General features: G+C 73.9%; 17 protein-coding genes and 1 tRNA gene. 8 read left to right on the forward strand and 10 right to left on the reverse strand.

Annotated elements, in window-relative coordinates:
• Together N0B34_RS02775 and N0B34_RS02780 are read right to left on the reverse strand one after the other, a co-directional pair.
• The gene (locus N0B34_RS02775) at positions 1–504 is read right to left on the reverse strand and encodes a carboxypeptidase regulatory-like domain-containing protein (protein ID WP_263729709.1); all 504 of its coding nucleotides are present in this window, start codon (positions 502–504) and stop codon (positions 1–3) included.
• Positions 501–1,130, reverse strand: coding sequence for an RNA polymerase sigma factor (locus N0B34_RS02780; protein WP_263729710.1), 630 nt, complete (start codon positions 1,128–1,130; stop codon positions 501–503). The genes N0B34_RS02775 and N0B34_RS02780 overlap by 4 nt, the downstream gene beginning before the upstream one ends.
• Before the next feature lie 300 nt (positions 1,131–1,430).
• Between N0B34_RS02780 and N0B34_RS02785 the strand changes: the two genes are divergently transcribed.
• Positions 1,431–3,179, forward strand: coding sequence for a peptidase S32 (locus N0B34_RS02785; protein WP_263729711.1), 1,749 nt, complete (start codon positions 1,431–1,433; stop codon positions 3,177–3,179).
• Positions 3,180–3,375: 196 nt separating this feature from the next.
• On the opposite strand, the gene rplA is transcribed toward N0B34_RS02785, so the two are convergent.
• The 5 genes from rplA to N0B34_RS02810 all read right to left on the reverse strand — a co-directional run bounded on the left by rplA (position 3,376) and on the right by N0B34_RS02810 (position 6,083).
• The gene (gene rplA, locus N0B34_RS02790) at positions 3,376–4,092 is read right to left on the reverse strand and encodes a 50S ribosomal protein L1 (protein ID WP_263729712.1); all 717 of its coding nucleotides are present in this window, start codon (positions 4,090–4,092) and stop codon (positions 3,376–3,378) included.
• A 74-nt stretch (positions 4,093–4,166) separates the two neighbouring features.
• Positions 4,167–4,598 carry a 50S ribosomal protein L11 gene (rplK, locus tag N0B34_RS02795; protein WP_263729713.1) on the reverse strand — a complete coding sequence of 144 codons (432 nt, stop codon included), beginning with the start codon at positions 4,596–4,598 and terminating at the stop codon, positions 4,167–4,169.
• Between the two features lie 94 nt (positions 4,599–4,692).
• On the reverse strand, positions 4,693–5,517 hold the full coding sequence (gene nusG / locus N0B34_RS02800) for a transcription termination/antitermination protein NusG (RefSeq protein ID WP_263729714.1): 825 nt from the start codon (positions 5,515–5,517) through the stop codon (positions 4,693–4,695).
• A gap of 61 nt (positions 5,518–5,578) precedes the next feature.
• On the reverse strand, positions 5,579–5,860 hold the full coding sequence (gene secE / locus N0B34_RS02805; protein WP_263729716.1) for a preprotein translocase subunit SecE: 282 nt from the start codon (positions 5,858–5,860) through the stop codon (positions 5,579–5,581).
• Between the two features lie 150 nt (positions 5,861–6,010).
• Positions 6,011–6,083, reverse strand: a tRNA-Trp gene (locus N0B34_RS02810).
• Positions 6,084–6,225: 142 nt separating this feature from the next.
• On the opposite strand from N0B34_RS02810, the gene N0B34_RS02815 reads away from it, so the two are divergent.
• From N0B34_RS02815 to N0B34_RS02840, 6 genes are all read left to right on the forward strand, one after another.
• A complete protein-coding gene (locus N0B34_RS02815; protein ID WP_263729717.1) occupies positions 6,226–7,449 on the forward strand; it encodes a pyridoxal phosphate-dependent aminotransferase in 1,224 nt (407 codons plus the stop codon).
• 131 nt (positions 7,450–7,580) lie between these two features.
• On the forward strand, positions 7,581–8,534 hold the full coding sequence (locus N0B34_RS02820; protein WP_263729718.1) for an ABC transporter ATP-binding protein: 954 nt from the start codon (positions 7,581–7,583) through the stop codon (positions 8,532–8,534).
• Positions 8,531–9,385: an ABC transporter permease gene (locus N0B34_RS02825; protein WP_263729719.1), complete on the forward strand. Its 855-nt coding sequence runs from the start codon at positions 8,531–8,533 to the stop codon at positions 9,383–9,385. The genes N0B34_RS02820 and N0B34_RS02825 overlap by 4 nt, the downstream gene beginning before the upstream one ends.
• Positions 9,386–9,504: 119 nt before the next feature.
• Entirely contained in the window at positions 9,505–10,797 is a 1,293-nt protein-coding gene (locus tag N0B34_RS02830) for a sensor histidine kinase (protein WP_263729720.1), read from the forward strand.
• The gene (locus N0B34_RS02835) at positions 10,794–11,417 is read left to right on the forward strand and encodes a response regulator (RefSeq protein WP_263729721.1); all 624 of its coding nucleotides are present in this window, start codon (positions 10,794–10,796) and stop codon (positions 11,415–11,417) included. The genes N0B34_RS02830 and N0B34_RS02835 overlap by 4 nt, the downstream gene beginning before the upstream one ends.
• Positions 11,418–11,474: 57 nt before the next feature.
• Positions 11,475–12,515, forward strand: a complete 1,041-nt coding sequence (locus tag N0B34_RS02840) for an adenosine deaminase (protein WP_263729887.1) — start codon at positions 11,475–11,477, stop codon at positions 12,513–12,515.
• Between the two features lie 19 nt (positions 12,516–12,534).
• On the opposite strand, the gene N0B34_RS02845 is transcribed toward N0B34_RS02840, so the two are convergent.
• From N0B34_RS02845 to N0B34_RS02855, 3 genes are all read right to left on the reverse strand, one after another.
• Positions 12,535–13,632, reverse strand: coding sequence for a UDP-N-acetylmuramate dehydrogenase (locus tag N0B34_RS02845; protein ID WP_263729889.1), 1,098 nt, complete (start codon positions 13,630–13,632; stop codon positions 12,535–12,537).
• A 129-nt stretch (positions 13,633–13,761) separates the two neighbouring features.
• On the reverse strand, positions 13,762–15,090 hold the full coding sequence (locus tag N0B34_RS02850; protein WP_263729722.1) for an MFS transporter: 1,329 nt from the start codon (positions 15,088–15,090) through the stop codon (positions 13,762–13,764).
• A 75-nt stretch (positions 15,091–15,165) separates the two neighbouring features.
• Positions 15,166–16,545 carry an MFS transporter gene (locus N0B34_RS02855; protein ID WP_263729723.1) on the reverse strand — a complete coding sequence of 460 codons (1,380 nt, stop codon included), beginning with the start codon at positions 16,543–16,545 and terminating at the stop codon, positions 15,166–15,168.
• Positions 16,546–16,783: 238 nt separating this feature from the next.
• On the opposite strand from N0B34_RS02855, the gene N0B34_RS02860 reads away from it, so the two are divergent.
• The gene (locus tag N0B34_RS02860) at positions 16,784–17,848 is read left to right on the forward strand and encodes a LacI family DNA-binding transcriptional regulator (protein WP_263729891.1); all 1,065 of its coding nucleotides are present in this window, start codon (positions 16,784–16,786) and stop codon (positions 17,846–17,848) included.
• Positions 17,849–17,854: the final 6 nt, after the last annotated feature.

Genomic DNA, 17,854 nt, shown 5'->3' on the forward strand with positions numbered 1-17,854 from the left:
CTACAGCTCGATCTGCGGGGTCACGATCGGCACGGTGGGCTCGGCCGGACGGCGCAGGACGAACCTCGCCGGTCCGCGCTCCACGTCCGAGAACGAGAACCGGCCGTCCGCGTTCGAGCTGGTCACGACGACGTCGCCGTGCTGGTGCAGCTCGACCGTCAGCAGTCCCGCCGGGGCGGCCCAGCCGTCCACCCGCAACCGGTCCCCCTCCGGGTGCACGGAGACCATCACCGTCAGGACGTCGGTGGTGAAGGTGATGGTGCCGGCCTCGATGCTGGTCTCGTCGGCGCGCACGGCGCCTGCCGCCTCGCCGACCAGGTGCAGCTCGGCCACCTCGGCGTGCAGCGCCTCGACGGTCAGCGCGATGCCGATCCGTTCCACCAGGCCGGCCGGGACGGGGTCGACCGCGTCGACCAGGGCGTCGAGCCGGCGCAGCACCTCGAGGTCGAGCTCGTCGAGCGGGGCGTCGGCGAGTGCCTCGAGGTCACGGCCGTCGGCGTTCACACCAGGCTCCACGTGGGATCGGAGGTGAGCGCCTGGCGGAGCTTGGCCAGGCAGCGACCGCGCGTCGGCCCGATGCTCCCGACCGGCATGCCGAGGGAACGGGACACGACGGCGTAGTCGGGTCGGTCGACCGTCGCCACCAGCCCGAGCAGCTGCCGGCAACGCTCGGGGAGCTCCCGCACGTGCCGCCACAGCGCCCGGTCGCGCTCGTCCCGCACGGCGACGACGTCGGGCAGCTGGTCCGCAGGGGCGGCGAGCCAGTCGGTCACCGTCTCGTCCTGCTGCTGGCGCACCAGGTCGTCGCGGCTGCGGCGGACCGCCCGCCATGCCGCCCGGCGCGCGGTGACGAGCATCCACTGCAGCGTGGCGCGGGGGTCGCGGATCGTCTCGATGTCGCGCACCAGCGTGAGCCACACGTTCTGGACGACGTCCTGAGCCTGCTCCGGATCCGCACCCTGCGCGCGCACCGTGTGCCACAGCAAGGGCGTCATCACCTCGACGAGCTCGGCGAGCGGGGCACGGTCACCGGCGCGATAGGCGAGCACGGCGTGCGCCGCACGGAGCGCGAGCCCCTGCTCGTGGTCGCGGAGCCCGGCCTCGACCGGTCCCACCACCTCGTCACTCATCATCGACCCCTCGCACGTGTCCTCGGCGGGTGGCCGCCCCTGCCGTGCAGACTAGGACGACCCGGACAACCCCGACAAGGACGCAAGGGACCTCCGGCCCGTCGCGGTGCCCGCTCGCGACGGCGTCGACGTCCCCCACGTCCAGCCGCGTCGAACGTCAGGAGCGGCCGCGTCGCACGCAGATACACGACGCGGCGATCCCGCCCGCGAAACGGCCCTGTATCTGGCACGCCGCGGGATGCTCCTGTCGATCGCGTGGCGCCCCCGAGCCGCGCCTGAGCCATGAGGAGTGCGTACCCCATGACCGCACCGGAGCGACCAGTGCCCTCGAGCCCGTCGCCGACCGTCGCTGCCCCGTCGGCGGCCGCCGAGCCGCCGGGGCGCGCCGAGCTGCGGCCGGTGAAGCGCGCAGCGGAGGACGCGCTGCTCGCGCGACCTGGCGTCGTCGGCGTCGACATCGCGGAGAAGCTCACCGGTGGCCGACCCTCCGGCGTGCTGGCGATCGTGGTCCACGTCGAGGTGAAGCGTGGCGCCGACGAGCTCGGCCCCGGGGAGCGCATCCCCGAGCAGATCGAGGGCGTGCCGACCGACGTCGTGGTGCACCACGTCGGGCTCGAGCCGACGGCGCCCCCGCCGGTCAGCCCGGAGCGGTTCCGGCCCCTCGCCGGCGGCATGTCGATCGGCCCCCTGGACCCCGTCACGCTGCCGTCCGACGAGGGCGCCCGGCTCCGGTCCGTGAACGGCACGCTCGGGCTGCTGGTGACCGAGCCCGGGACGGACCGCACGCTGGCCCTGACGAACTGGCACGTGGCCGCCGGTGACGGCCTCGAGGACGTCGGCAGCGCCTGGGTGCAGCCGGCGGTCGCCGACGGCGGGTCCCGGGCCGACCGGTTCGGCTCGCTGGCGCGTGGCGTGCTGACGGAACGCGTCGACGCGGCCGTGGTCGCCCTCGCACCGGGAGCGCGGTGGACGCCCGCCGTCGTCGGCATCGGAGCCGTGACCGGCTGGGCCTACGCGGAGGTCGGCACAACCGTGCGCAAGCACGGACGCACCACGGGTCTGACGTCCGGCGTGGTCGCGTCGACCGACCTGACCGTCAAGGTCGACTTCGGCCCCGGCACGGGGCCGAAGATCCTCCGCGACCAGCTGCGGATCGAACCGGCGCCGGGCACCTCGCGGTTCTCGGCCGGCGGCGACTCCGGCTCGGCCGTGGTGGACCTGCAGGGCCGGGTGGTCGGGCTGCACTGGTCCGCCGAGGACGACGGCAGCTTCGCCGTGTCCAGCCCCATCGACGTGGTCCTGGCGACGCTCGGCGTCCAGGTGGCCACGCCGGCATCAGTCGCAGCGACCGCCGCGCGTCGCGCCGCGCAGGCCCGGCTGGTGGCGTCGATCCGGCGGGACGTCCTGCTGCCGCCGATCGAGGCGGCGTTCGGGATGGGTGGCGGCGGAGCGCGTCCGACGGCACCCGGAGGCGGTGCGGCCACGGACGGTGTGCGTACCGGAGGTCCAGGGGCGGCGCCGGCGGCCCGAGTCAGCGCCGCGTCGACCGGGGAGGACGTGACGTCGGCCGTGCGACCGGAGGCCGCGACGGAACCCTTCACCGAACCGTTCACGGAGCCCTTCACCGAACCGTTCACCGAGTCAACGGCCCAGCCGTTCACCGAGCCGTTCACCGAGCCGTTCACGGAACCGTTCACGGAACCCTTCACCGAGGCCGCGGCCCAACCGTTCACCGAGCCCTTCACGGAACCGTTCACGGAGCCCTTCACCGAGCCGTTCACCGAGGCCGCGGCCCAGCCGTTCACCGAGCCGTTCACGGAACCGGTCTCCGACGCGGCGGCTCAGCCGTTCACCGAACCCTTCACGGAGCCGTTCACCGAACCGGTCGCCGCCACGGTCACGGAACCGTTCACCGAACCGTTCACCGAGGCCTCGGGTGTGTGGGCCGCCGACCCCGCCGTCCGCGCACGCGCCGTCGCCACGCTGCGGCTGCGCCGGGCGTTCTGGGAGGGCTGGATGGCGGGCCTGCGACAGAGCCGGCGTCGATGACGGTCCCGCCGCACCGCCACCCACGCTGACCGTCGTGATGGCGGAACGGCCCCGCAGGGGGAGGTCGTTCCGGCACCACGAGCACCGCCCGCCGCCACGCGGCGGGCATCCCGGGCGGGCGGAGGGCCGTCCGGGAACGACGAAGGCCCGGTCCCTGCGGACCGGGCCTTCGTTCGTGCTGCGGGGAGGGCGACCGTCAGGCCGCGTCCTCCTCCGTGAGCCGACGCGTCTTGTTCTGGTCGAGCGGGATGCCCGGGCCGTTCGTCGTCGACATCGTCGCCTTGGAGATGTACCGACCCTTCGAGGCGGCCGGCTTGAGCCGGAGGATCTCCTCGAGCGCCGCGGCGTAGTTCTCCACCAGCTGCACGTCGGTGAACGACGTCTTGCCGATGATGAAGTTGAGGTTCGCGTGACGGTCCACGCGGAACTCGATCTTGCCGCCCTTGATGTCGGACACGGCCTTGGCCACGTCCATCGTCACGGTGCCGGTCTTCGGGTTCGGCATCAGGCCACGCGGACCCAGCACCTTGCCCAGTCGGCCGACCTTGCCCATCAGGTCCGGCGTCGCCACGGCGGCGTCGAAGTCGGTGTAGCCACCGGCGACCTTCTCGATCAGCTCGTCGCCGCCGACCTCGTCGGCACCCGCGGCGCGCGCCTGCTCGGCACGCTCACCGACGGCGAACACGACGACGCGAGCCGTCTTGCCGGTGCCGTTCGGCAGGTTCACCGTGCCACGGACCATCTGGTCCGCCTTGCGCGGGTCGACACCGAGGCGGAACGCGACCTCGACGGTGGACGGGTAGGACGTCGTCGACGTCTCCTTCGCCAGCCGCACCGCCTCGAGGGGGCTGTAGATGCGACCGGCCTCGATCTTCTCGAGAGCGGCGCGGTACTTCTTGCTGTGCTTGGCCATCTGCTTCTCCTTGTTCAGCAGTCGTGGTCGACGGGCCGCACAGGGCCCTGCCACTGGTGTGACGTGCCGGGGGCTCAGCCCTCGACGCGGATGCCCATCGAGCGGGCGGTGCCGGCGATGATCTTCGCGGCGGCGTCCAGGTCGTTCGCGTTGAGGTCCTCCAGCTTGGTGCTGGCGATCTCGCGGACCTGGGCGTTGGTCAGGGTGGCCACCTTGGTGGTGTGCGGCGTCGGCGAGCCCTTGGCCACACCGGCGGCCTTCTTGATCAGCTCGGCGGCCGGCGGGGTCTTGGTGACGAAGGTGAACGAGCGGTCCTCGTACACCGTGATCTCGACCGGGATGACGTTGCCGCGCTGCGACTCGGTCGCCGCGTTGTAGGCCTTGCAGAACTCCATGATGTTCACGCCGTGCTGACCGAGCGCCGGGCCGATGGGCGGGGCGGGGGTGGCAGCACCAGCGTTGATCTGGAGCTTGATGAGGCCGGTGACCTTCTTCTTCGGGGGCATTGCAGTCCGTTCTGGTCGTGGGCCGACGCCGTGGGCGATGACCCGGTTGCACTGCCGCGCGGCGAGCGCCGCCCGGCGGGATCAGGGGTGCAGGTCAGATCTTGGAGACCTGGCTGAAGGAGAGCTCGACAGGGGTCTCGCGGCCGAACAGCGAGACGAGCACCTTGAGCTTCTGGTTCTCGGGGTTGATCTCGGAGATCGTCGCCGGCAGCGTGTCGAACGGGCCGCCGTCGGTGACGGTGACGGACTCGCCGACGGTGAAGTCCACCTGCACCGGCGCCGCAGCCTTGGCTGCCTTCGCCGCGGCCGGGGCTGCCGGCTGCAGGCTGGGCGCGAGCATCGAGAAGACCTCGGACTGCGTCAGCGGCACGGGCTGGTGGGTGTGGCCGACGAACCCGGTGACGCCGGGGGTGTGGCGCACGGCGCCCCACGACTCGTCCGTCAGGTCCATGCGCACCAGGACGTAGCCGGGGATCCGGACGCGCTTGACGACCTTGCGCTGCGCGTTCTTGATCTCCACGACCTCCTCCATGGGGACCTCCACCTGGTAGATGAAGTCCTCCATGTTGAGGCTCTGGGTGCGGTTCTCCAGGTTCGTCTTCACGCGGTTCTCGTAGCCCGCGTACGAGTGGATGACGTACCAGTCACCGGGGAGCCGGCGGAGCTTGGCCTTGAACGCGGCGACGGGGTCCTCGTCGGGGTCCGGCTCGTCCTCGTCGGACGCCAGGTCCTCGTCGGGCTCCGCGGCCTCGTCCTGCTCGGCCTCGTCCTGCTCGAGCTCGTCCTGGACCGGCGCCTCGTCCGCGTCCGTGCTGGACGGAGCCACGTCCGACGTCCCCTCGACGGCCTCGACCGACTCGAGGGCGTCCTCGAGCTCGGCCTCGGCGCCCGGGGTGGGCTGCGGCGACTCCTGCGACACGTGCGAACCTGCTTCCTGCTCGGGGACGAACTGACGGGACCTCACGGGTCCCGGTGGGCGGTCAGCCGCCGAACACCCAGAAGGTGAGCTGGCCGGCGCCGAAGTCGACGACCGTGATGAAGGCCATCACGATCACGACGAACGCGATCACGACCATCGTGTAGGTGCCCAGCTCGGAGCGGGTGGGCCAGACCACCTTCTTCAGCTCGGCGACCACCTGGCGCCAGAAAAGGGCGATGCGGGCGAAGAGCCCACGACGCTCCGCGCCGGCGCGAGTGCTCGGTGCCGTGCTGCGGCGCGGCGCCTTGCCCTCGGACGCAGCCGCGGGTGCGGGTTCGCTCACGTCTGGCCTCTCCCTCTCATGACGGACGTCGCTGGCGCCGAGCCGGACATCCGTCGCGCGTCACGTCCCGGAGGGACCTGACGGCTGCGGTGCCGGCGTGACCCGCTGGACCGTCCGGCAGACCTGCTCGCGATCGGATGACCGCTTGCGCAGGGCAGACAGGACTCGAACCTGCAACCTGCGGTTTTGGAGACCGCTGCGCTACCAATTGCGCCACTGCCCTACGGTCGTTCGACGTCCGGCACGTGCGATCGGTTCCCGCCGAGGGCGCAACTGATCATGACGGACGTCAACCGCCGGGGGCCCACTGTACGCGACCGTGGACGCCCGGTCGAACCGCCCCCGGTCCGCGCGATGATGGCCCGGTGAGCCAGCAGACCTCGTCCCCCCGCCCCCGCGTGTCCGCCCGGGTCGGCGCCATCGCCGAGTCCGCCACCCTCGCCGTCGACGCCCGCGCCAAGGCGCTCAAGGCGGCCGGCCGGCCCGTGATCGGCTTCGGTGCCGGCGAGCCGGACTTCCCGACGCCCCAGCCGATCGTCGAGGCGGCGATCGCCGCGGCCGCCGATCCCCGCAACCACCGGTACACGCCCGCCGCGGGTCTGCCGGAGCTGCGCGAGGCGATCGCGGCCAAGACGCTGCGCGACTCCGGCTACGAGGTGCGCCCGGCGGACGTGCTGGTCACCAACGGCGGCAAGCAGGCGGTGTTCCAGGCGTTCGCGACGATCGTCGACCCCGGTGACGAGGTGCTGCTGCCCGCGCCGTACTGGACCACCTACCCCGAGGCGATCCGCCTGGCGGGCGGCGTGCCGGTGGAGGTGTTCGCTGACACGGACGCCGGGTACCTGGTCACGGTCGAGCAGCTCGAGGCGGCGCGGACCGAGCGCACCAAGGCGCTGCTGTTCTGCTCGCCGTCCAACCCGACCGGCGCGGTGTACTCCCCCGAGCAGACCGAGGAGATCGGCCGCTGGGCTCTCGAGCACGGCATCTGGGTGATCACGGACGAGATCTACGAGCACCTCACCTACGACCACTCGGTGTTCACCCCGATCGTGCGCGTGGTGCCCGAGCTGGCCGACACGACGATCGTGCTGAACGGCGTCGCCAAGACCTACGCGATGACCGGTTGGCGCGTGGGCTGGATGATCGGCCCGTCGGACGTCGTGAAGGCCGCGACCAACCTGCAGTCGCACCTGACGTCGAACGTGGCGAACGTGTCGCAGCGCGCGGCGATCGCGGCGCTCACCGGCGACCTGTCGGCGGTCGAGGCGATGCGGTCCGCGTTCGACCGACGGCGCCGGACGATGGTGTCGATGCTCGAGCAGATCGACGGCGTGCGGATCCCCGCCCCGCAGGGGGCGTTCTACGCCTACCCGTCGGTCAAGGGTGTGCTGGGCCGGACGATCCGCGGCGTCACGCCGGCGACGTCCGCCGAGCTGGCGGCGCTGATCCTCGACCAGGTCGAGGTCGCGGTGGTGCCGGGCGAGGCGTTCGGGCCGTCGGGGTACCTGCGGCTGTCGTACGCGCTGGGCGACGACGACCTGGTGGAGGGCGTCGGCCGGATCGTGTCCCTGCTGGGCGAGGCGAGCTGATCCGCGGGGTGCGCGGAGGGCCGACGCTCGCCGCGCACCACGACGGACCGGCCCGTCCACCGATCGGTGGACCCGTAGGGCGGTGACCCGGCCGTCGCGGCCGGGGTCTCCCGGCGACCACGCTCGTGGTCATGACGAGAGACACCGGCAGCCGCGCGGTCGACGTGGTCGGGCTGCACAAGAGCTACGGCGACAAGCACGCCGTCGACGGGGTGAGCCTGCACGTCGACACCGGCGAGGTGGTGGCGGTGCTCGGGCCGAACGGCGCGGGCAAGACCACCACGGTCGAGATCCTCGAGGGCTACCGGCACCGGGACGCGGGCGAGGTGCGGGTGCTCGGCGCGGACCCGCAGACGGCGGACCGAGTGTGGCGCTCACGCGTCGGGATCGTGCTGCAGAGCGTCAACGACCTGGCCGAGGCCACGGTCGAGGAGCTGGTGCGGCAGTTCGCGGCGTACTACCCGCGACCGCGGGACGTCGACGAGCTGATCGCGGCGGTCGGGCTGGAGGACCGGCGGCGCACGCGGGCGCGGCAGCTCTCCGGCGGGCAGCGCCGGCGGCTCGACGTGGCGCTCGGCGTCGTCGGGCGTCCTGAGCTGCTGTTCCTCGACGAGCCGACGACGGGCTTCGACCCGGAGGCACGCCGGGCGTTCTGGGACCTGGTCAAGGGCCTCCGCGACGGCGGGACGACGATCCTGCTGACCACCCACTACATGGACGAGGCCGAGCAGCTGGCGGACCGCGTCGTCGTGGTGAGCTCCGGGCACGTGGTGGCCGAGGGTGCACCCCACACGCTGGGCGGTCGGCAGGCGCACCGCGCACGGGTGCGGTGGCTGCGCGACGGTGAGCTGCAGGAGGTCGCCACCGACACCCCGACCCGGACCGTGTCCGAGCTGGCCACGCGGTTCGCCGCCGAGGGGGTCGACGAGGTGCCGGGGCTGCAGGTGGTCCGCCCCACCCTGGAGGACGTGTACCTCGGGCTGGTGGGCGCCGCCGAGGCTATTGGTGCGGGGGCCGGTGCGGCCGACGCGTCGGCCGTGCTCGTCGGCCGCTCGGCTGCGGAGCGGACGGGGGCCCGGCGATGAGCGCGCTCCCCGTACCGACCGACCGCGCGGCGGCCGTCACGACCCCTCCCCTGCCCGGTGTGCTGCGCCTGGGCCTGGTCCGTGCCGGGTACGAGCTGCGGGCCTACGCCCGCGAGCGCGACGCGGTGGCGTTCATCTTCCTGTACCCGGTGGTGATGCTCGGCATCTTCGCGACGGTGTTCGGCCGGGACGGCGGCACCGTCGGTCCGGTCAGCTTCGCCCAGTACTTCCTGCCCGGCATGGTGGCGACCGGCGTGATGCTGTCGAGCTTCCAGAACCTGGCGACGTTCGTCGCCGTCGAGCGCGACGAGGGCGCCCTCAAGCGCCTGCGCGGCACCCCCCTGCCGGCCGCGTCGTACTTCCTCGGCAAGGTGGGGCAGGTGCTGGTGACGGCCCTGCTGCAGACGGCGCTGCTGATCGGCGCGGCTGCCCTGCTGTGGGACGTGCCGCTGCCGAGCGACGCCGGCCGCTGGCTGACCTTCGCGTGGGTGTTCGTGCTCGGTACGGCCACCGGGTCGGTGTGCGGGGTCGCGTTCTCCTCGGTGCCGAGGTCCGGCCGGTCCGCGAGCGCCGTGGTGGTGCCGATCGTGCTGGTGCTGCAGTTCGTCTCCGGCGTGTTCTTCCAGTACGACCAGCTGCCGACGTGGATGCAGGACGTCGCGTCGGTGTTCCCGCTGAAGTGGATGGCGCAGGGCATGCGGTCGGTGTTCCTGCCGGACGGTGCGCTGTCGATGGAGCCGTCCGGCTCCTGGCAGCACGGGCCTGCCGCGGCGGTGCTCGCCGCCTGGCTGGTGCTGGGCCTGGTGCTCGGCGGCCGGCGGTTCCGGTGGCTGCGGCGGGACGACGGATGACGGTTGCACCTGGCGACGCCGGGGTCGGTCCGCGCGAGGTGCGGACCGACCCCGGCGTGGCGCGCGCGTGGTCCTCCAGGGCGTCGTGGTGGCTGCGGGGTCTGTGGGAGGGTCGGGCCATGCCAGCGCAGCTGCCGCACGAGGCGGTGAGCGGCCCGACCACGGTCGCGCAGCGGGTCGACCGCGCGGTGCGCCGGCTCAGCGGCTGGGACGCGCTGTTCTTCGCGCTGACCGCGGTCGCGGCCGTCGCGATCGTCGTCTCGGGGCCCGCCGGTTCGCGGACGTGGTGGGCCCTGGGCGTGATCCTCGCGCTGGTCACGGCATACGTGCTGGTCGGCCGGGCGGCGATGGACGGCCGGCACCCCGGCCGGGCGGACGCCTACCTCGCGCTGCTGCTGCCGCTGACGGCGGTCTCCACCGCCCTGACCAGCGCCGGGTTCGTGCTGCTGTTCGTCGCCTATACCCAGATCTGGTTCTTCAGCCGGAGCCGGTTGCGGGGCGCCGTGTGGTGCACCGGCCTGACAGTGGTGGTGATCGCGGCCGCGACCGTGGCCGCCGGGGGCTGGCGGGACGATCTGGTCGGCTTCGCCGCGCAGATGCTGGCCAGCCTGGTGTTCAGCATCGTGCTCGGCCTGTGGATCACCATGACGGCCGAGCAGAGCGAGGAGCGGGCCGAGCTGCTGCGGCGCCTCGAGGCGGCCCAGGCCGAGCTGGCGGCGACCCACCACGCGGCGGGCGTGGTGGCCGAGCGGCAGCGGCTGGCGCAGGAGATCCACGACACGCTCGCCCAGGGGTTCACCTCCGTGGTGATGCTCGCGCAGACCACGCAGGCGGAGCTCGACCGGGGTCGACCCGAGGCGGCGCGGACCCGGGTGACCCAGATCGAGCAGGTCGCGCGGGACAACCTCGCCGAGGCGCGCAGCCTGGTCGCCGCCTTCGGGCCGGCCGGGCTGCGGGACGCCTCGCTGGGCGAGGCGCTGGTCCGGCTGACCGAGCGGTTCTCCGCGGAGGCCGACGTGCAGGTGCGGCTGGTCGGGGACCGCACCGCCGGTGACGACCTGCCGCGCGAGGCGCAGGTGGTGCTGCTCCGCGCGGCGCAGGAGGCCCTGGCCAACGTCCGCAAGCACGCTGCCGCGAGCACCGTGACGCTCGAGCTGGTGCCGTCCCACGGCGAGGTGCGGCTCGAGGTGGTGGACGACGGTCGCGGGCTGCCCGCCGGCACCACCGAGGGGAACGGGCTGCGCGGCATGCGGGAACGCGTGCGCGAGGGCGGCGGCTCGCTCGACGTCGGAGCGGGACCGGCGGGTGGGACGCGCGTCGCGGTGACGGTGCCGGACGGGACGGCGAACGAACGACCGCCGGCACGCGGGCTCGGACCCGCACCGCAACGAGCTGAGCAGGAGGTTCCGTGATCCGCGTCCTGATCGCCGACGACCACCCGGTGGTGCGCTCCGGCCTGGCAGGCATGCTCGGTGTCGAGCCGGACGTCGAGGTGGTCGGCGAGGCGTCCGACGGCGAGGAGGCCGTGGCGCTCGCCACCGGGTTGCGTCCGGACCTGGTGCTGATGGACCTGCGGATGCCGCGGATGGACGGAGCCGAGGCGACCGCTCGCATCGCGCGGGAGGTGCCCGGCGTGCACGTGCTGGTGCTCACCACGTACGAGACGGACACCGACATCCTGCGCGCCGTCGAGGCGGGCGCGACCGGGTACCTGCTGAAGGACACCCCGCGCGACCAGCTCGTCGCCGGCCTGCGGGCCGCTGCTCGTGGCGAGTCGGCGCTGTCCCCGTCCGTCGCCCGCCGGCTGGTGCAGCAGCTGCGCGGCGGCGACGAGCGCCTGACGGCCCGTGAGCAGGAGGTGCTGGCGCTGGTGGCCCGGGGGCTGTCGAACGTCGCCATCGGACGCGAGCTCTACATCACCGAGGCGACCGTGAAGACGCACCTGCTGCGCGCCTTCGCCAAGCTCGGTGTCGACGACCGGACGCGCGCCGTCACGGTGGCGATCGAGCGCGGCATCCTGCCGGGGGCATGACCTGCGTCCGCCCCGACGGCGGGCGCCACGTAGGGTGACGGGCATGCTGGAGGCCCGCTGAGCACCGAGAGCGGGCGCGACCTGCGGGCCCTGCCCAAGGCGCACCTGCACCTGCACTTCACCGGGTCGATGCGCTCGGCCACGTTGACGGACATGGCGGCCCGCCGCGGCATCGTCCTGCCCGACCTGCTGCAGGAGGGCGAGCGGGTGCACGTGCCGGCCGACGAACGCGGCTGGTTCCGGTTCCAGCGGCTCTACGACGCGGCGCGTGCGTGCGTGCGCTCCGAGGCGGACATGCGGCGGATCGTCGACGAGGCCGCCGCGGACGATGCCGCCGAGGGCTCGGGACGGCTCGAGATCCAGGTGGACCCCACGTCCTACGCCCCGTTCGTCGGCGGCCTGACCCCGGCCCTGGAGATCGTGCTCGACGAGGCCCGGGCGGCCTCCGCCCGGCACGGTGTGGAGGTGGCCGTCGTCGTCGCCGCGTCGCGGCTGCGCCACCCGCTCGACGCCCGCACCCTGGCCCGGCTGGCCGCGAGGCACGCCGGTGAGGGGCCGGGCGAGGTGGTGGGGTTCGGGCTGTCGAACGACGAGCGCCGGGGCGACACCTCCGCGTTCGCGCCGGCGTTCGCCATCGCGCGCCACGCAGGCCTCGCCTCGGTGCCGCACGGCGGTGAGCTGCTGGGGCCCACCCACGTCGACCAGGTGCTGGACCAGCTCGAGCCGGACCGGCTGGGGCACGGCGTCCGTTCCGTCGAGGACCCCGCGGTGCTGGAGCGCGTGCTCGAGTCGGGCGTGGCGCTGGAGGTCTGCCCGGCGTCCAACGTCTCGCTCGGCATCTACGCCACGTCGGCGGACGTGCCGCTGCGCGCCCTGGCGCAGGCGGGCGCGCAGGTGGCGCTCGGTGCGGACGACCCGCTGCTGTTCCGGTCGCGGCTGGTGGAGCAGTACCGGACGGCCCGCGAGGTGCACGGGTTCACCGACACGGAGCTCGCTCAGCTGGCCCGGGGGTCGATCCTGGCCAGCCGCGCGTCGGCGACGACGAAGGACCGGCTGCTGGCCGGCGTGGACGACTGGCTCGCGACCCCGGCGGGCTGACCCGCGCGACGGCCGGCGGTCAGAGCGCCGCGCCCACCAGTACCGGCTCCGGCTCCAGCACCACGCCGAAACGCCGCGCCACGCCGTCCCGGACGGTGCGAGCCAGCGCCAGCAGGTCCGCAGCCGTCGCGCCGCCACGGTTGGTCAGCGCCAGCACGTGCTTGCCGGAGAGCCGCGCGGGACCGTCACCGAACCCCTTCGCGAAGCCGGCGTGGTCGATCAGCCACGCGGCGCTCGTCTTGACGCCGCCAGGCACACCGTCCCGCGTGCCGTCGTCCGGCAGCGGGAACCGCGGGGCGTCCGGCGGCAGCTGCGCCGCCTGCTCGGGCGTCAGCAGCGGGTTGGTGAAGAAGGACCCGGCGCTCCACGTGTCGTGGTCGGACGGGTCCAGCACCATGCCCTTTCCCGCGCGCAGGCTCAGCACGGCCTTGCGCACGTCGGCCAGCGGGGCACGCTCACCGAGCTCGACGCCGAGCGTCCGCGCCAGCTCGGCGTACGCGATCGGAGCCGACAGCGCGCCCTGCCGCAGCTGGAGCGTGACGTCGAGCACGACGTAGCGGGGGGTGGGCCACCACGGCGCCCCGGGGTCCTCGTCGGACGGTGCCGCACGCATGGACCGCTTGAGCAGCGAGCTGCGGTAGGACAGCTGCAGGTCGGACAGCGCGAGCGTGCGGACCCGGCCGCGCGCCCGGTCCCACGTGCGCACGCTGGCGATCGTCTGGGCGACCTCCTGCCCGTAGGCCCCGATGTTCTGCACCGGTGCGGCACCGACGGAGCCGGGGATGCCGGAAAGCGCCTCGATCCCGTAGAGCCGGTGCTCACCAGCGAACGCGACGACCTCGTCCCACGGCTGACCGGCTGGCAGCTGGTACGTCACCCCGGCGCACGCGGAGTGGTCCGGGACGTCGATGCCGGTGCGGACGTCGCGCACGACGACGCCGTCGAACCCCTCGTCGGCCACCAGCAGGTTGGACCCGCCGCCGACGACCAGCAGCGGCTCGCCGGCCTCGTCCGCGGTCCGTACGGCGTCGATCAGCTCCGCCTCCGTGGCCGTCTCCACGTAGCGGGCGGCGGGGCCACCGACGCGCAGCGTGGTGAGGTCCGCCAGCGTCGGCACCGGTGCCGGACCGTCCTGCGCGGGCTCGCTGGCGGACGTGGTGGTCGGCTCGGCAGTCACTCGGCCAGGCTAAGCCCGGTCGTGCTTGGCCCGGTCGCGCTGGGCCCGGTCGAGCTGGGTCCGGTCGCGCTAGGCCCGGTCGTGCTGGGCCCGGTCGCGACGCAGGGGTGCCGCGGCACCCATCACGGCCAGGCTCAGTGCGACGGGCACCAGGATCGCCAGCAGTGCGTGCCGGTAGCCGACGTGCTGCGCCAGGAGCCCGAGCAGCGGTGGGCCGCCGAGGAAGGCGGAGTAGCCGATGGTCGACACGACGCTCACGCGCGCCGGTGCCCGCCGCGGGTCGTCGGCGGCCGCGCTCATCCCGACCGGGAAGCCGAGCGCGGCGCCCATGCCCCACGCGACGATGCCCACCATCGCCAGCCACAACGGGCCCACCAGGCCGAAGACGGCGAGACCGACCAGCGCCAGCCCGGCGCACAGCCGCAGCACCGTCACGCGTCCGAACCGGTCCAGCAACGGGGTGCCGAACATGCGCATGGCCGTCATCGCCGTCACGAAGATCCCGAACGCCAGCGCGCCCACCGCGTGGCTGGTGCGGAACCCGTCGACCACCGACAGGCTCGCCCAGTCGTTGGCGGCACCCTCGGTCAGCGCCGCGGCGAGCACCACCAGGCCGATGAGCAGCGTCCGGGGCTCCGCCCAGGCGGCCAGGGCTCCGCGTGCGCCGCGCGGTGCACTGACGGCCGGGTCGGCCACCAGGTCCACAGGCTGCTCGACGACGGCGGTCGCCGCGCGCGAGCCGGTCGTCGGACCGGCGACGTCGGCATCCGGCACGGCGTCCCCCGGCCGCTCCGGCCGCATGAGGTGGTCGGCGTGCCCGGTCGGCAGGAAGCGCCGCACCGCCACGGCGACGAGGACCGTGCTGACCACCATCACGGCCGGCAGGTGCGTCACCACCGGCACGTGGGCCTCGGCTGCAACCGCGGCGATCCCGGCCGCCGCCATCGTCCCGAAGGAGAAGCCTGCGTGGTACCGCGGCATGACGGTGCGGCCCAGCCGCTGCTCCACCAGGGCGCCCTCGAGGTTCATCGAGGCGTCCCACACGCCGGCACCCACGCCCACCAGGACCAGCCCCGCGACCACCAGCGGGACCAGCCGCTGCTGCACGCCCACCGAGGAGAGCACGAAGCCGGCCGCGTTGACCACCGCGAACACCATGACCGTCCGGCGGGCGCCGAGCCGCTCGACCACCATGCCGGACAGCGGGAGCGACAGCAGCGAGCCGATGGAGGCGACGAGCAGCAGCAGACCCATCCGGTCGGGCGAGAACCCCAGGCCGTCACGGATGGCCGGCATGCGCGACGCCCAGCTGGCGAAGTTCACGCCGCTGAGCGTGAACACCGCCGCCACCGCCCACGACGCGGCGCGGACCGAACGGTCGGGTGCAGGGGTGCTCATCGTCAGCTCTCCACGGGGGTCTCGGGCATCCTCACGCATCGGCGCAGCAGTGACCAGGCTCGGATCAGGCCGCGGTCAGCGTGAGCCGGCGGGCTCGGGCAGGGCGGCGGCACCGGTCGGCAGTCCCGCCACGGACGGTTCCACCACGGACGGTTCCACCACGGGCAGCAGGTCCGCGGCCGGTCCGGGACGCGCGGCCGGCACCGCGGCCGGCACCACGGTCGGCACCGTCGCCGGTAACGGTGCGCGCAGCCGGGCGACCTGGCGGGACACCGAGACGCTGGCCACCATCGCGACGACGACGAGCAGCAGCATGTGCCGCGCGCCCATCGTCTCGGCGGCGAGGCCCAGCAGGGGCGGCGCCGCGATCGAGGCGCCCGACGCGAAGGTGGAGACGAGCGCGACGCGGGCAGCCGCCCGCCGGGGGTCGTCGGACGCGGCCGCGATGCCGATCGGCACGGCGAGCGCGGCGCCGAAGCCCCAGGCCACCACACCGAGGCAGGCCAGCGGCAGGGACGGTGCGAGCCCGAACGCCAGCAGCCCGACGAGGGACACGAGGCCGGAGGTCCGCAGCACGACCACCCGGCCGAACCGGTCGATCAACCGCGTGCCGAGCAGCCGGACCACGGTCATGGCGGCCACGAACAGGCCGAGCACCACGCCGCCCATCGACTCCGGCTCGCGGAAGCCGTCCACCACGGCCAGGGACAGCCAGGTGTTCGCCGAGCCCTCGGACAACGAGGCCGCCAGCACCACCACGCCGATCAGCACGGTGCGCCGCTCCGTCCACGCCGACAGCGCGGAGCCGAGCCGTCCACCGCTGGTCCCTGCCACCGGACGCTGCGCGGCGGCCAGCTCGTCGGCCGCCGGCTCGAGCACGACGCCACGCACGGACGCCAGCCTCCAGACCACCGCCACCGCGGCGACCGCCGTCAGCTGCGCCGTGACGGAGACGCCGAGCCGCGAGGCGAGCGCCCCGCCCGCCGAGCCGGCGACGGCCCCCACGGAGAAGCCGGCGTGGAAGTGCGGGATCACGGTGCGGCCCATCGCACGCTCGATCCGGGCGGACTCGAGGTTGAACACCATGTTGGCGAGCGACACGCCGACGCCGTTGAGGAAGATCCCCACCGCGAGCACGGCCGCCGAACCGACGCCCGGCCCGATGCCCATCAGGGCGTAGCCCGCACCGAGCACCCCGGTGGACAGCACCAGCGACCGCCTGCTGCCGATGCGCTGCACCAGCACGCCGGACGCCATGACGGTCAGCAGGGCGCCGACGGACCCGACCAGCAGGAGCGCCCCCAGCGTCGCGGTGGACAGGTGCAGCTGGTCGCGGACCGCCGGGATGCGCGCCAGCCAGCCGGACGTCATCAGGCCCATCAGCACGTAGCAGCCGATCAGCAGCAGGCGCGCACGGGGGACGGGGCCGGTCCGGGATCGGCGGGCGTGCAGCACGGCGAGGACTCCAGGTGACGACGACGAGGGACGGGTCCGGCGCCGCGAGCGGTCGAATCGATTCGATCGGAACCCACAGAGCCTGTCGAATCGATTTGAGGACGGGCGCCATTTTGGCCGGTACGCTGACCGACGTCAACCAGGTGGCCGCCTCGGTGACCCCGAAGCGCGGTGCCACCAGCGGCCTCATCTGCCCGGCGACGCGCCCCGGCAGGCGACCGACGAGAAGGAGAGCGCCCTGTCCTCCCAGCGGCCCACGCTCGCCGACGTCGCGGCCTCCGCCGGGGTCTCGGTGTCCACCGCCTCGCTGGCGTTCTCCGGTGCCGGCCCGATCGCGGCGGCCACCCGGCAGCGGGTGCTCGACGCCGCGCAGGCGCTCGGCTACGCCGGTCCGAACCCGCTCGGCCGGCAGCTGCGCCGCGGACGCTCCGGCATCGTCGGGGTGATCGTCGGGGACGCACTGCGGCGCGCGTTCCGGGACCCCGTGTCCATCCAGGTGCTCGACGGGATCACCAGCACCCTGGGCCCGATGGGTCTGGGCGTGCTGCTGATCGCCGGCCCGCACGACCCGACCGACCCGCCGGTGGACCCCCTGGTGGAGCTCGCGGCGATGGACGTCGCGGTGATGATGTGGGGCGGGACCACGGACGACCCGGTGCTGAGCGCGCTGCGCCGCCGCGGCATCCCGACGGTGCTGGTCGAGGGCAGCCGCCACCCCGACATCTCGGTGATCGGCATCGCGGACCGTGCCGGCATCGCGGACGTCACGCGCCAGCTGCTGGGCCTGGGCCACACGCGCATCGCCACCGTGACGCTGCCCTTCACCAACGACCGCTCCGAGGGGCTGGTCGACGCCGCCCGGCTCGACGCCTTGGAGTGGGAGCTGACCCGACGTCGGCTCGACGGCGTCTTCGACGCCGGTGTCCAGCCCGTCGCCATCTGGGAGACGCCCGCCTCGCTCGTCGAGCACGGAGCCACCGCGGCGCGCGCCCTGCTGGCCGGCCCGGACCGGCCGACCGCCGTGGTGTGCCAGTCGGACCTGCTCGCGGCCGGCGTCGTGCTGGGCGCCCGCGAGCTCGGCCTGCAGGTACCCCAGGACGTCTCCGTCGTCGGGTTCGACGGGCTCGACCTCCCCTGGTTCAAGCCGGACGTGCTGACGTCGGTCGCACAGCCGCTCGCCGAGAAGGGGCGGGCCGTCGGTCGGGAGGTCGCGAGGCTGCTCGAGGGCGAGCCGCCGCAGTCGCTGGACCTGCCGGTCGAGCTGGTGTGGGGCACCACGGCGGGGCCCGCACCGACGGCCTGACGCGCC

Origin of the sequence: Cellulomonas sp. SG140 (assembly GCF_025770785.1) — a bacterium.
Taxonomy (GTDB): Bacteria; Actinomycetota; Actinomycetes; order Actinomycetales; family Cellulomonadaceae; genus Cellulomonas.

What these genes read in the sequence shown, in the direction of transcription:
- N0B34_RS02780 (WP_263729710.1), bottom strand. Translation starts at nt 1,130, where the DNA reads ATGAGTGACGAGGTGGTGGGACCGGTCGAGGCCGGGCTCCGCGACCAC.
- N0B34_RS02785 (WP_263729711.1), top strand. Translation starts at nt 1,431, where the DNA reads ATGACCGCACCGGAGCGACCAGTGCCCTCGAGCCCGTCGCCGACCGTC.
- rplA (WP_263729712.1), bottom strand. Translation starts at nt 4,092, where the DNA reads ATGGCCAAGCACAGCAAGAAGTACCGCGCCGCTCTCGAGAAGATCGAG.
- rplK (WP_263729713.1), bottom strand. Translation starts at nt 4,598, where the DNA reads ATGCCCCCGAAGAAGAAGGTCACCGGCCTCATCAAGCTCCAGATCAAC.
- N0B34_RS02820 (WP_263729718.1), top strand. Translation starts at nt 7,581, where the DNA reads ATGACGAGAGACACCGGCAGCCGCGCGGTCGACGTGGTCGGGCTGCAC.
- N0B34_RS02825 (WP_263729719.1), top strand. Translation starts at nt 8,531, where the DNA reads ATGAGCGCGCTCCCCGTACCGACCGACCGCGCGGCGGCCGTCACGACC.
- N0B34_RS02830 (WP_263729720.1), top strand. Translation starts at nt 9,505, where the DNA reads ATGCCAGCGCAGCTGCCGCACGAGGCGGTGAGCGGCCCGACCACGGTC.
- N0B34_RS02850 (WP_263729722.1), bottom strand. Translation starts at nt 15,090, where the DNA reads ATGAGCACCCCTGCACCCGACCGTTCGGTCCGCGCCGCGTCGTGGGCG.